This is a genomic window from Pseudomonas sp. NPDC087817, from assembly GCF_044742875.1.
Classification (GTDB): domain Bacteria; phylum Pseudomonadota; class Gammaproteobacteria; order Pseudomonadales; family Pseudomonadaceae; genus Aquipseudomonas.
In genome coordinates, this window is the sequence record NZ_JBIUVJ010000055.1 from 3,014 (window position 1) to 16,567 (window position 13,554).

11 protein-coding genes are annotated in these 13,554 nt (G+C 60.1%); all 11 read right to left on the reverse strand.

Annotation, left to right across the window (positions count from 1 at the left end; genetic code table 11):
• A partial coding sequence (locus ACIONG_RS24140) for a glucan biosynthesis protein G (RefSeq protein ID WP_401303150.1) occupies window positions 1–1,798 on the reverse strand: 1,798 nt, incomplete at its 3' end.
• Between the two features lie 305 nt (window positions 1,799–2,103).
• Window positions 2,104–2,541, reverse strand: coding sequence for a D-aminoacyl-tRNA deacylase (gene dtd, locus ACIONG_RS24145; protein ID WP_401303152.1), 438 nt, complete (start codon window positions 2,539–2,541; stop codon window positions 2,104–2,106).
• Window positions 2,538–3,509: a prolyl aminopeptidase gene (gene pip, locus ACIONG_RS24150; protein WP_103304228.1), complete on the reverse strand. Its 972-nt coding sequence runs from the start codon at window positions 3,507–3,509 to the stop codon at window positions 2,538–2,540. The genes dtd and pip overlap by 4 nt, the downstream gene beginning before the upstream one ends.
• 228 nt (window positions 3,510–3,737) lie before the next feature.
• Window positions 3,738–4,541 (reverse strand): N-formylglutamate deformylase, encoded by an 804-nt coding sequence (gene hutG / locus ACIONG_RS24155; RefSeq protein ID WP_401303155.1) that lies wholly within the window; start codon window positions 4,539–4,541, stop codon window positions 3,738–3,740.
• A gap of 10 nt (window positions 4,542–4,551) precedes the next feature.
• Window positions 4,552–5,757: an imidazolonepropionase gene (hutI, locus tag ACIONG_RS24160; RefSeq protein ID WP_401303157.1), complete on the reverse strand. Its 1,206-nt coding sequence runs from the start codon at window positions 5,755–5,757 to the stop codon at window positions 4,552–4,554.
• A 146-nt stretch (window positions 5,758–5,903) separates the two neighbouring features.
• Window positions 5,904–7,436, reverse strand: a complete 1,533-nt coding sequence (gene hutH / locus ACIONG_RS24165; RefSeq protein ID WP_401303159.1) for a histidine ammonia-lyase — start codon at window positions 7,434–7,436, stop codon at window positions 5,904–5,906.
• A gap of 116 nt (window positions 7,437–7,552) precedes the next feature.
• Complete coding sequence (hutH, locus tag ACIONG_RS24170; RefSeq protein WP_401303161.1) at window positions 7,553–9,076, reverse strand: histidine ammonia-lyase; 1,524 nt, start codon at window positions 9,074–9,076, stop codon at window positions 7,553–7,555.
• Window positions 9,077–9,264: 188 nt separating this feature from the next.
• Window positions 9,265–10,095, reverse strand: coding sequence for a glycine betaine/L-proline ABC transporter ATP-binding protein (locus tag ACIONG_RS24175; RefSeq protein WP_213027278.1), 831 nt, complete (start codon window positions 10,093–10,095; stop codon window positions 9,265–9,267).
• Window positions 10,092–10,943 (reverse strand): proline/glycine betaine ABC transporter permease, encoded by an 852-nt coding sequence (locus ACIONG_RS24180; RefSeq protein WP_007949591.1) that lies wholly within the window; start codon window positions 10,941–10,943, stop codon window positions 10,092–10,094. Before ACIONG_RS24180 ends, ACIONG_RS24175 begins: the two co-directional genes overlap by 4 nt.
• 70 nt (window positions 10,944–11,013) lie before the next feature.
• On the reverse strand, window positions 11,014–11,982 hold the full coding sequence (locus ACIONG_RS24185; RefSeq protein ID WP_213027277.1) for an ABC transporter substrate-binding protein: 969 nt from the start codon (window positions 11,980–11,982) through the stop codon (window positions 11,014–11,016).
• A 70-nt stretch (window positions 11,983–12,052) separates the two neighbouring features.
• Complete coding sequence (locus ACIONG_RS24190; protein ID WP_103304221.1) at window positions 12,053–13,525, reverse strand: cytosine permease; 1,473 nt, start codon at window positions 13,523–13,525, stop codon at window positions 12,053–12,055.
• Between the last annotated feature and the right edge of the window lie 29 nt (window positions 13,526–13,554).

Below are 13,554 nucleotides of genomic sequence, written 5' to 3' on the forward strand. Positions count from 1 at the left end.
AAGAACAAGACAGAAAAACATATGCACAAAACTGAAAGCACAAGAAAACGGTCAGCAAAACATCACACCAAGACGATTCCGGTGTGGCTGGGGCCGCGTCCGCAGCCGCTGGCTGCTTGGCGTCTTTGTTGGCCTTGTCCTTGGCATCTGCTACTGGCTTGGCGTCAGCCTGTTTGGCCTCGGCGGCCTTGGCTTCCTTGTCGAGTTTCTCTTGTTGCTTGGCGGCAACCTTGTCGGCCTTGGCGACGGACGAATTGGACGCCGGCACCGAAGACTTGGCCAGATCGGCGGTCACGACAGGCTGAACCAGTGCGGCACGCATCTCGGTCGACTTGCTCGCGTCCTTGATTTTCATCCGCAGGGTCAAACGCCAGCCCTTGGTTTCCGGGTTGTAGCGCACGCTGTTTTCAACCAGTTCGGCGTTGTCGCCAACACTGACCTGGCTGCGAACGTCGGCGTCCGGGGTCAGCGCCGCCAGCGATGGACCTTCGAAGTCGACCAGGTAGGCAACGCTGCCATCCGGCTGACGGATCAGGTTCGACTGCTTGACGTCACCGGTCGAACGCAGGGTCTGCGAAACCCACGCGCTATCCGGCGCGTGAATCGCCGCTTCGTCCATGGTCCAGTGCAGGCGGTAGGCGAAATCCAGCGGCTTGCCTGGTTCCGGCATGGTTTCCGGGCTCCAGAACGCAACGATGTTGTCGTTGGTTTCGTCGGCGGTCGGAATTTCTACCAGATCAACAGTGCCCTTGCCCCACTCGCCCTTCGGCTCGATCCAGGCGCTTGGGCGCTTGTCGTAGCGGTCGTCGAGGTCTTCGTAGTGGCTGAAGTCGCGGCCACGTTGCAGCAGACCGAAACCACGCGGGTTCTCGACGCTGAAGTTGCTCACGGCCAAGTGTTTCGGATTGTTCAGCGGACGCCAGATCCACTCGCCGTTACCGGCATGGATCGACAGACCACTGGAGTCGTGCAGTTCACGACGATAGTTGAGGACTTTCGACGGCTGGTTGGCGCCGAACAGGAACATGCTGGTCAGCGGCGCGATGCCCAGTTTGCCGACCTTGTCACGCAGGAACACCTGCGCCTTGACGTCAACAATGGTGTCGCTGCCCGGACGCAGGATAAGACGATAGGCACCGGTAGCGCGCGGCGAGTCGAGCAGCGCGAAAATTACCAGATGCTTGTCGCCCGGCTTCGGCTGTTGAATCCAGAACTCGCGGAAACGCGGGAATTCTTCGCCCGATGGCAGCGCGGTATCAATCGCCAGACCACGCGCCGAGAGGCCGTAGGTATGGCCCTTGCCGACAACGCGGAAGTAACTCGCGCCGAGCATGGTCATGATTTCGTCTTGCTTGTCGGCCTTGTTGATCGGATACAGCACACGGAAACCGGCATAACCCAGTTGTTCGGTAGCTTTCGGATCGAATTTCAGGTCGCCGAAATCGAAGCGCGTCGGATCATATTTGATCTCTTCGACGGTGTTCGCCGTAATTTCGTTGATTTTCACCGGTGTATCGAAGTGCATACCCTGGTGATAGAAGGACAGTTTGAACGGGGTCTTCTGATCAGCCCACTCAGCCTTTTCGGTGAGGAAGCGGATTTTCTGATAGTCCGCGAACTTCATGTCGCGGAATTCGTTCGGCAGGTTGCTGCGCGGGGCTTCGAATTTCTGCCCGGCCAGCTCTTTGGCCTTGGTCGATACATCGTCAAGATTGAACGCCCAAAGCTGACCGGCGCTGAGCAGGCACAGGAGCGCCGAACCCGCTACCAGGGCACTTCGCATGCGTTTGGCAGACATTTTTGCTGCATTACAGGGACTAACAATCACGAGCAACCCTCGCCGAAAACAGATCAATAAACCAACGGCCAGCTATCTATATGCCAGGTTGGCGAGCATTGTTCCGACTCCGCTGGGGCAAAATGATTCCCCAATCGGATCCGGACAAGTCTCTACCTAAGTCAAAATGGACCAACGAACGCTGATCCCCGTAGCGCGCGATTATCTAGTAGCCCGCATGACAACGCATCAGGGGTAACAAAGTATTTATCGCGAAAACACCCTAAAAACAGTCGAAATTTCCTAAAAAGGTGTTTCAGGCGCTTTCAGGTCTGTAACAAAAAGGTAACCGGGCCATCGTTGACCAAATGCACCTGCATATCGGCGCCGAATCTACCTGATGCCACAGTGCCATGCACCTGTTTCGCTTTGCCTAATAGATAGTCGAACAATTCCTCGCCAAGGGCCGGTAGCGCCGCGGTGGAAAAGCTTGGGCGTAACCCGCTTTTGGTGTCGGCAGCCAGGGTGAACTGAGAGACCAGCAGCAACCCGCCACCAACATCCGCCAGGGACAAATTCATCTTGCCCTCGGCGTCGCTGAATACACGATAGTTAAGCAGCTTATGCAGAAGTTTGTCGGCGCTGGCACGCGTGTCGTCGGGTTCGACCGCCACCAGCACCAGCAAACCTTGATCTACCGCGCCAACCACCTCTCCCGCCACTTCAACCCGCGCACCGCGTACGCGCTGTAAAAGCCCCTTCATGCTTCTTCGGGCGGCAAGTCGAGCAGGCGCCGGGCCATTTGGCCGGCCGCACGCACCAACGCATCGGTGATACCCGGTTCGGACGCGGCATGGCCGGCATCGCGAATGACCTGCAGCTCACTGTTCGGCCAGGCCTGGTGCAATTCCCAGGCATTGTCGAGCGGGCAGATCACATCGTAACGGCCGTGAATGATCACGCCCGGCAGATGGGCGATCTTGCCCATGTCGCGAATCAGTTGATTCGGCTCAAGGAACGCATTGTTGGTGAAGTAGTGGCATTCGATCCGCGCAATCGACAAGGCGCGTTGCGGTTCGGAGAAACGATCGACCACCAGCGGGTTCGGCCGCAGGGTCGCGGTGCGCCCTTCCCAGGTCGACCAGGCTTTGGCGGCGTGCATTTGGGCGATCTGGTCGTTGCCGGTCAGGCGTTTGTGGAACGCGCTGAGCAGATCATCGCGCTCGTCCAACGGAATCGGCGCAATGTAGTCCTGCCAGTAATCGGGGAACAGACGGCTGGCACCAGCCTGGTAGAACCATTCGATTTCCTGCGGACGGCAGAGAAAGATCCCGCGCAGGATCAGGCCATGCACACGCTCCGGGTGAGTTTGCGCATAGGCCAGCGCCAGGGTCGAACCCCACGAGCCGCCAAACAGCACCCATTTATCGATGCCCAGATGTTTGCGGATGCGCTCAAGGTCGGCGACCAGATCCCAGGTGGTGTTGTTTTCCAGGCTGGCGTGCGGGGTGGAGCGGCCGCAACCGCGCTGGTCGAAGGTGACAATGCGATACAGGTTCGGATCGAAATAGCGACGGCTTTGCGCGTCGCAACCGGCGCCGGGACCGCCGTGGATGAACACCACCGGCAAACCCTCCGGCGAACCGCTTTCGTCGACGTACAGCGTATGGGTATCGTCGACAGCCAGATCGTGCCGGGCGTGAGGTTTGATCTGCGGAAACAAAGTCTGCATTGCGCGCTCCGTAAGGGGTCGAGGTCATCCCTGGGGGGACTTCTATTATTCTGCCGTTGGGCATCATAAACCCGATTTACGTCAATGAGCATGCCTGTGCACTACCGCAAATTTTTCTGCTGCATACAAAACCTGTGGGAGCGAGCCTGCTCGCGAATGCGGTGTGTCAGTCAACGTAAATATTGGCTGACCGGACGCCTTCGCGAGCAGGCTCGCTCCCACAGGGGGTTATGCGGTGTAGTGAGACTTTGCCCAGGCCAGATAGTGCTGCAGCAGTTCCTTGAGTACCACCCGCGTCGGCTCGGCCAGGTCAGGGCGATAGCGGAACGGTTCGAACTCTTCCATATACGTGCACTGGCCCAGTTCCAGTTGCACAGCGTGAATGTTCTCGGCCGGGTTGCCGTAATGACGGGTGATATGGCCGCCCTTGAAGCGCCCGTTGAGCACATGGCTGTAATCGTCGTGACGGGCGCAGATCGCTTCCAGTTGCGTGGCCAACTGTGGATCGCAACTGGCGCCGTTGAAGGTGCCGAGGTTGAAGTCCGGCAGCTTGCCTTCGAACAGGTGCGGGATGATCGAGCGGATCGAATGCGCATCGAACAGCAGCGCGTAGCCAAACTCAGCCTTCAGCCGCGCCAACTCTTCCTGCAAGGTGCGGTGATACGGCGTCCAGATCTGTTCCAGATACGTCGCGCGCTCTTCTTTCGAAGGCTCCAGCCCTTTTTTGAACAGCGGGATGCCATCGAACAAGGTCGCCGGGTACAACCCGGTGGTGGCGCCGACGTACAGCGGCTTGTCGTCGGACGGACGATTCAGGTCGATGACGAAACGCGAATATTCGGCAGCCAGGGTGCTGGCGCCCAGCTCTTGGGCAAAATCGTAAAGCTGCGGAATATGCCAGTCAGTGTCCGGCAGGCTTTTCGCGTCCGCGATCAGCCCGGCCTCGACCACAGGCGTCAGGCGCAGACCCGCGTGAGGCATGCTGATCAGCAGCGGCACGCGACCTTGTTTGAAACTCAGAACCTTATCCACAACCGCTCTCCTACAGACTTGATTCAACGCCGTGACGCACGACGCGTTTGTCCAGATCACCACCGAGCCAATAAGCCAGATCCGCCGGACGATCGATGTGCCAGGCAACAAAATCCGCGACCTTGCCGACTTCCAGCGAACCGTGGGTATCAGCCATGCCCAGCGCTTGCGCGGCGTGAATCGTCGCACCGGCCAAGGCTTCTTCCGGGGTCATGCGGAAACAGGTGCAGGCCATGTTCAACATCAGCCGTAACGACAGCGCCGGCGAGGTGCCGGGGTTGAGGTCGCTGGCGATGGCGATCTTCACTTTATGTTTGCGCAGGGCGTCCATCGGCGGGAGTTGGGTTTCACGCAGAAAGTAGAACGCCCCCGGCAGCAACACCGCGACGGTGTCGGATTCGGCCATGGCGATGGCGTCGGCCTCATCCATGAACTCCAGGTGATCGGCGGACAGCGCCTTGTAGCGTGCGGCGAGGCTGGAGCCATGCAGCGATGACAGTTGTTCGGCGTGCAGCTTCACCGGCAGACCGAGTTTCTGTGCAGCGATAAACACACGTTCGACCTGATCCGGCGAGAACGCCAGATATTCGCAGAACGCATCCACCGCATCGACCAGCCCTTCGGCGGCCAATGCCGGCAGCATCTCGGTGCAGATCAGATCGATGTAATCGTCAGCGCGATCCTTGTATTCCGGTGGCAACGCGTGAGCGGCCAGACAGGTGCTGCGCACGCTGATCGGCAGCTCTTTTTCCAAGCGACGAATCACTCGGAGGATCTTGCGTTCGTTGGCCAGATCGAGGCCGTAGCCGGACTTCATTTCGACTGTGGTCACGCCGTCGCGCACCAGGCTTTTCAGACGCTTGGCGGCGCTGGCGAACAGCTCGTCTTCAGTCGCTTCGCGAGTCGCGCGCACGGTGCTGGCGATGCCGCCACCCTGCGCGGCGATCTCGGCATAGCTGACGCCTTGCAGGCGCTTTTCGAATTCGCCGCTGCGGTTGCCGCCGAACACCGTATGGGTGTGGCAGTCGATCAGACCGGGGGTGACCCAGGCACCTTGCAGGTCATTGACCGCCGGGTATTCGCCGGAGGGCAATTGATTGCGCGGGCCGATCCACTCGATGAGCGCACCGGACGTCACGATGGCCGCGTCTTCGATGATCGAGTAGACGCCTCGCGCCATGGTTGCGACGTGGCAGTGTTGCCAGAGGGTTTTCATCCCTTAGTCTCCACAGTATTCAAAATCGATGATGATCGTTCCCACGCTCTGCGTGGGAATGCAGCCCGTGACGCTCCGCGTCACTGGACGCGGAGCGTCCCTTGAGACATGCCCACGCAGAGCGTGGGAACGATCTGTGGCTAAGGTTAAAGGCTAGGCAGCAATTTCGCCGGAACCAGCTCGGTCAGGCACCGCGAAGCCAACAACTCAGTCGCCGCATTGATGTCCGGCGCAAAGAAGCGGTCCTTCTCATAGAACGGCACTTCCTTACGCAGAATCGCCCGGGCCTTTTCCAGCTTGGCCGAGGTTTTCAGACCATTACGCAGATCCAGCCCCTGCACCGCCGCCAACCATTCCACCGCGAGAATCCCGCGGGTGTTCTCGGCCATTTCCCACAGACGCTTGCCAGCCGCCGGGGCCATCGACACGTGGTCTTCCTGGTTGGCCGAAGTCGGCAAACTGTCCACCGAATGTGGATGGGACAGCGCCTTGTTCTCGCTGGCCAGTGCTGCTGCAGTCACCTGCGCAATCATGAAACCAGAGTTCACGCCGCCATTGGCCACCAGGAACGGCGGCAGTTGCGACATGTGTTTGTCCATCATCAGCGAGATGCGGCGCTCACTCAGCGAGCCGATTTCGGCGATGGCCAGCGCCATGTTGTCAGCCGCCATGGCCACCGGTTCGGCGTGGAAGTTGCCGCCGGAAATCACATCGCCTTCGGCGGCAAACACCAACGGGTTATCCGACACGGCGTTGGCTTCAACGGCCAGCACTTCGGCAGCCTGGCGGAACTGGGTCAGGCACGCGCCCATGACTTGTGGCTGACAGCGCAGCGAGTACGGATCCTGAACCTTTTCGCAGTTCTGGTGCGAGTCGGAGACTTCGCTGCGCTCGCCGAGCAGATCGCGGTAGGCAGCGGCAGCATCGATCTGGCCTTTCTGGCCGCGAGCCGCGTGGATCCGCGCATCGAATGGCGAACGCGAACCCAGCACCGCTTCGACCGTCAGACCGCCCAGCGCAATCGCGCCGGCAAACAGATCTTCACCCTCAAACAAACCACGCAGCGCAAATGCCGTGGAAACCTGCGTGCCGTTGAGCAGCGCCAAACCTTCTTTCGCGGCCAGGGTCAGCGGGGTCAGACCAGCGACTTTCAGCGCTTCGGTGGCTTCCATCCACTCGCCCTTGTAGCGCGCCTTGCCCTCGCCCAGCAGCACCAGCGACATGTGCGCCAATGGCGCCAGATCACCGGAGGCACCGACCGAACCTTTCAGCGGAATGTGCGGATAAACCTCGGCGTTGATCAGTGCAATCAGCGCATCGATCACCACACGGCGGATGCCGGAGAAACCACGGCTGAGGCTGTTGACCTTGAGCACCATGATCAGCCGCACCAGGTCATCACTGATCGGTTGACCAACGCCGGCGGCGTGGGACAGCACCAGCGAGCGCTGGAGGTTTTCCAGGTCTTCACTGGCGATGCGCGTCGAGGCCAGCAGGCCGAAACCGGTGTTGATGCCGTAGGCGGTGCGGTTCTCGGCGAGGATCTGTTCAACGCAAGCGACGCTGGCCTCGATCTGCGCGGAGGCGCTGTTGTCGAGGCTCAGCTTGACCGGGTGCTGGTAGACGTCACGCAGTTGGGCCAGGCTCAGTTGGCCGGGGATCAGGTTCAGCGCAGTCATTTAAATGCTCCTTTTGAGAGTTTGTTATTAACTACCAGTCGCTCCGGAGCATTCCGTTATCCGTCGCCTCTCGCCTTCTGAGCGATCCGCGCCTTGGCACGCTGGTATGGGTATTGTCAGTGCAGATTCGGTAATACGTTGTGCAGCGAATTCGGGTTTTTCAGAACGCTTGCGGCGGCGGCGATATCCGGCGCCAGCCAGCGATCCTGATCGTAGGCCGGGACCGTTTCGCGCAGCAGTCGCCACGCCCGGTCAGTGCCCGCGCCGAAGCGTTGCTCCTTGAGGAATTCAAACGCCTGCGCCGCCAGCAGATATTCGATGGCGAGGATCTGCGTGCAGTTTTCCAATGCGCGATGCAGCTTCAGCGCGGCGTTGGTGCCCATGCTCAGATGGTCTTCCTGAAGGCCTGAGGTGATGTAGTTGTCGAGCACCGCCGGTTGCGCCAATTGGCGGTTTTCCGCACACAGCGACGCGGCGACGTATTGCACGATCATCATCCCCGAGTTCACCCCCGGATTGGCCACCAGAAACGCCGGCAGACCACTGACGTGCGGGTTCACCAGACGATCCAGACGACGCTCGGCAATCGAGCCGATTTCGGCCATGGCAATCGCCAGCAAGTCCGCCGCCATCGCCACCGATTGCCCGTGCGGGTTGGCTTGCGACATGACGCGGAAGTTGTCCGGCGTACCGAGCAACAGCGGGTTGTCGGTGCAGCCGTTGAGTTCGGCTTCGACTTGTTTGATCGCATGTTCCAGTTGATCGCGTGCAGCGCCGTGCACCTGCGGGATCGAGCGAATGCTCAGCGCATCCTGAGTGCGAATGCCTTTGCTCGAAGCAATCACTTCACTGCCATCGAGCAGCGCACGCAGGTTGACGCCGACGTGCTGCATGCCCGGGTGTGGTTTCAGGGCGATGATCTCGGCATCGAACGCGTCGATCTGACCGCGCTGGGCCTCAAAGCTCATGGCACCAATCACGTCGGCCCATTGCACCAGTCGCGTGGCGTCGGCAATTGCCAGACAGCTGAGGCCGGTCATACATGGTGTGCCGTTGACCAGGCACAAACCGTCCTTCGCGCCGAGTTGCACCGGTTGCAGACCTTCTTCGGCCAGCGCCTGTTGCGCGGAGGTGATCTGCCCGCGATAGCTGACGTTGCCGACGCCGAGCAGCGTAATGCCGATGTGCGCCATGTGGGTCAGGTAACCCACCGAACCTTGCGACGGCACTTGCGGGGTGATGCCGCGATTGAGCAGCGCCAGCAACGCTTCGACGACACGCCGATGAATGCCGGATTTGCCGTGGCTGTAGTTGTGGATCGCTGCGCAGATGATGGCCCGGGTCTGTTCGTCAGGCAGTACCGGGCCAACGCCGCAGGCGTGGCTGAGCAGTGTGTTGCGCGAGAGCTGGCTGAGTTGTTCGTCTTGCAGCGAGACGTTGGACAAGCCGCCCAGACCGGTGTTGACGCCATAGGCGCGCTCGCCGCTTTCGACGATGCGCTGAACGATGCCTTGGGCGTTTTCGATGCGCGCCCAGGTGTAGCTCGACAGCTCAAGTTGTGCACCGTGACGGGCGACGGCGACCACGTCCTGCCAACGCAGGTGGCCGCCGGTGATGATGATTTTTTCAGCCTGGGACATCTAAAACCTCAACCGTAATATTGATGCAGCTTCACTGGCCCCATCGCTGGCAAGCCAGCTCCCACAGGATCTCCAGTGTTCACACAATCTCTGTAGAAATCGGGCCTGCCAGCCCTCAGGGCTCACACAATCCCTGTGGGAGCTGGCTTGCCAGCGATGGGGCCAGTCAGTGCAATGCACTATTCAGATCAAACCACCGCAGCGCGCCGCTGCACAAACCGGTCAACGTACTCATCCGCCGGCGAATGCAGGATCTCCCGGGGCGTACCGACCTGAATCAGCCGCCCATCCTTGAGAATCGCAATGCGATTGCCGATACGCACCGCCTCATCAAGGTCGTGGGTGATGAACACGATGGTCTTGTGCAGAGTCTTTTGCAGCTCCAGCAACTGATCCTGCATCTCGGCGCGGATCAGCGGATCCAGCGCACTGAACGCTTCGTCCATCAGGATGATGTCGGTGTCCGCCGCCAAGGCGCGGGCCAGGCCGACACGCTGACGCATGCCGCCGGAGAGCTGGTGCGGGTATTTGTTTTCGTAGCCTTTAAGGCCCACGGTGTTGATCCAGTGCAGCGCACGCTCCGAGCACATTTGCTTGCTCTCGCCGCGCACCTTCAGGCCGTAGGCAACGTTGTCGAGTACGGTCTTGTGCGGCAGCAGGCCGAAGCTCTGGAACACCATGCTGATCTTGTGCCGGCGAAATTCGCGCAGGGCTTCCATGTCGTATTGCAGGATGTCCACGCCGTCGACGAGGATCGCGCCGCTGGTCGGGTCGATCAGGCGATTGAAGTGGCGTACCAGCGTCGATTTGCCGGAGCCGGACAGGCCCATGATCACGAAGATTTCACCGGTGCCGATGCTCAGCGACAGGTCGTTGACGCCGACCACACAACCGGTTTCGCTCAGCACCTGATCCTTGGTCTTGCCCTGGCCGACCATGGCCAAGGCGTCCTTGGCGCGGTTACCGAAAATCTTGAAGACGTTTTTGACTTCGATCTTGCTCACGGTTGTGTTGCTCATTTGCTCACCTCATGCCGTGGCCGACCGTACGCCTGAGTAATGCGGTCGATGACCACTGCGAGAATCACGATCGCCAGACCGGCCTCAAGACCGCGTCCGACGTTGAGGGTCTGAATGCCCACCAACACATCTTCACCCAGGCCACGGGCACCGATCATCGAGGCAATCACCACCATCGACAGGGCCATCATGGTGGTCTGGTTGATCCCGGCCATGATGCTCGGCAGGGCCAGCGGCAGTTGCACGCCAAACAGTTGCTGCCAGCGATTGGCGCCGAACGCATTGATCGCTTCCATGACTTCGCCGTCGACCTGGCGAATGCCCAGATCGGTCAGGCGGATCAGCGGCGGTGCGGCGTAGATCACCGTGGCGAAAATCGCCGGCACCTTGCCCAGGCCGAACAGCATCAGCACCGGAATCAGGTACACGAAACTTGGCATGGTCTGCATGATGTCGAGCAGCGGCATCAGCACCGAACGCAGGCGATTGCTGCGCGCCGAGAGAATCCCCAGCGGGATGCCGATCAGCACCGAAATGATCGTCGCGACCATCATCAGCGCCAGGGTTTGCATGAGTTTGTCCCACAGGCCGACAGCGCCAACGAGGAACAGCAGACCGACGATGACAGCGGTGGTCACCACTTTGCGCGTGGCATGCCAGGCGACGACACCGACAATCGCCAGCATCAGCCACCACGGCGCGGCGCGCAGCAGGCCCTCGAGATTGACGATGGCCCAGAGCAGGGTGTCGGAGATGTGGCGGAACACATCACCGTAGTTGGTCACCAGCGAATCGACCCAACCGTTGACCCAGTCGGCGATGGAAAAGGTAAAGCTTTCGGGAAACATAAGAGACTCTCAATCAAGGGGTTGCGATCAAGCGTCCGACTGCTGTTGCCAGCAGTCGGCAAAACTCAACCTACAAGGCCGCGTCGATTTTCCTGGCTGCGTCGTCGCTCACCCATGCGTGCCAGACCTCAGGATGTTCCTTGAGGAAGATTTTCGCCAGTTTTGGCGACTCGATACGTTCCTTCGCCATGCGTCCCAGGTTCTGGTTCAACAGGTCGATCGGCAGGTTGACCTTTTCCAGCACGGCCACCAGTTCCGGGGCTTCGTCGTGGAAGGTCTTGGACAGGCCGACCTTGATGCTCACGGTCTTGTCGACGCCGGGTTTCTCTTCGAGTTTGACCAGATCAACCTGGCCCATCAGCGGGGTTGGCGACCAGTAGTAGAACAGGATCGGCTCGCCACGCTTGTAGCTCGACAGCACCGCCGCATCGAGTGCCGGGCCGGTGCCCGGACGGAAGTTGGTGTAGCTGTTTTCGAGGCCGTAGCTCTTGAGCATTTCGCTGTTGTCCAGCTCGCAGGTCCAGCCGGCCGGGCAGTTGTAGAAACGGCCTTTCGATGGCTCTTCGGCGTCCTTGAACACAGCGGCGTATTTGCCCAGATCAGCGATGTTTTTCAGGTCTGGCGCTTTCGGCTCAAGCTTGCGCTTGGCGTCGCCCTCGATCACGTAGCGCGGCACGTACCAGCCTTCCACCGCGCCCACCACTGGCGCGCCGACACCGACGACTTTGCCGGCCTTCTCGGCCTTGTTCCAGACCTCGCTGCGGCCGACCCACTCTTCGGCGAACACTTGAATATCGTTGCTGCTCAGGGCGTTCTCCATGGTGATGGAGTTGCCCGGCAGGCTGTCGGTCTTGCAGTCGTAACCTTTCTCCAGCACCACTTGCAGAACGTCGGTCAGCAGCATGCCGCTTTCCCAGTTCAGCCCGGCGAATTTCACCGGTTTGCCCGATTCGCACCAACCGGCGGCCTGAGTGGCACCGGCACTGGCGAGCAGGCCCATGGAAAGCAAAGTGGTCAGCAGGGTCTTGTTCGATTTCATTGTCGTGACGCTCCTAATCATGAATTGGGCTTACGGCAGTCAAGAGGCATCCAGCCCTGTCCACGTCCAATCAGGCCTGCGCCGCTACGCGACTGGCCCCGCTTTTTTCAGGTTGTGCATGGCTGCTCTGCTCGACCGGCAGAATCAGCTGATCAGGTACAGCGCTGTGCCATTTTTTGGCGCACACGTAATACACGGCGGCAGGCAACACCAGACCGATGATCCAGGAGATATCCACATCACCGAGGGCCGCTACCAGCGGACCTGTGTAGAACTTGGTGGAGATGAACGGCAGCTGCACCAGCACCCCGAAGACATAGACGCTGATACCGAGCATGTTCCAGCGTCCGTAGCGACCGTCAGGATTGGCCAGCGCCGGTACGTCATAGCGCTCACGGGTGATGCAGTAGTAGTCCACCAGGTTGATCGCGCTCCACGGCGTGAAGAAGGCGAGCAGGAACAGGATGAAAGACTTGAACGCACCGAGGAACGAGTGCTGGCCGAGCAAGGCGATCAGGGTTGCAGCGCCGACGATGAACAGCACGAACACCAGACGCTGCAAACGCGAGACCTGCAGGTGGCCACGGAAGCCGCTGATGATGGTCGCGATGCACATGAAACTGCCGTAGGAGTTCAGCGTCGAGATGGTCACTTTGCCGAACGCGATGCTGAAGTACAGCAGCGCAGCCGTAGCACCGGTACCGCCCAGACCGACGATGTAGGCCACTTCGTGACCGGCGAATTGACCGTTGGCAGAAGCTGCGGCGAACACACCGAGGATCATCGCCACTTGCGCGCCGACCACAGAACCGGCACCGGCGGCGAAGAAGGTTTTTACCGCCGAGGTATTACTCGGCAGGTATCGCGAGTAGTCAGCCACGTAAGGGCCGAACGCGATCTGCCAGGAAGCGGCGAGCGACACCGCCAGCAGGAAGCTGCTCCAGCTGAAGTGACGGATTTGCAGGAGTGCGCCCACGTCAACCTGACTGATCAGCCGGCTGAACAGATAAACGAAAGCGATCACGCCAATGACGCTGGCGACACGGCCGATCCAGTGGATCACCCGATAACCGAGCACCGTGACCACCACAATGACACTGGCGAAAAGCAGGATGCCGACGGTGTCGCTGACGCCAAACAACTGGCCCAGCGCCTGACCGGACAGTACCGTGCCGGTGGCGGTGAAACCGAGGTACATCAGGCACACCAGCACGATCGGGATGGCCGCGCCATAAACCCCGAATTGCACGCGGCTGGAAATCATCTGCGGCAGACCGAGCTTCGGCCCTTGCGCCGCATGCAGCGCCATCACCCCGCCGCCGAGCAATTGACCGATCAACAGACCGATCAACGACCAGAACACATCACCGCCCAGCACCACGGCCAGCGCCCCGGTGACAATCGCGGTGATTTGCAGGTTGGCACCCATCCACAGGGTGAACTGGCTAAACAGACGACCGTGTCTTTCCGCTTCCGGGATGTAGTCGATCGAACGCCTTTCGATCAACGGTTTGTTGCCTGCACGATCGGTGTTAACAGCCATGATTCAACCTCTGTGGATTGTTTTAATTG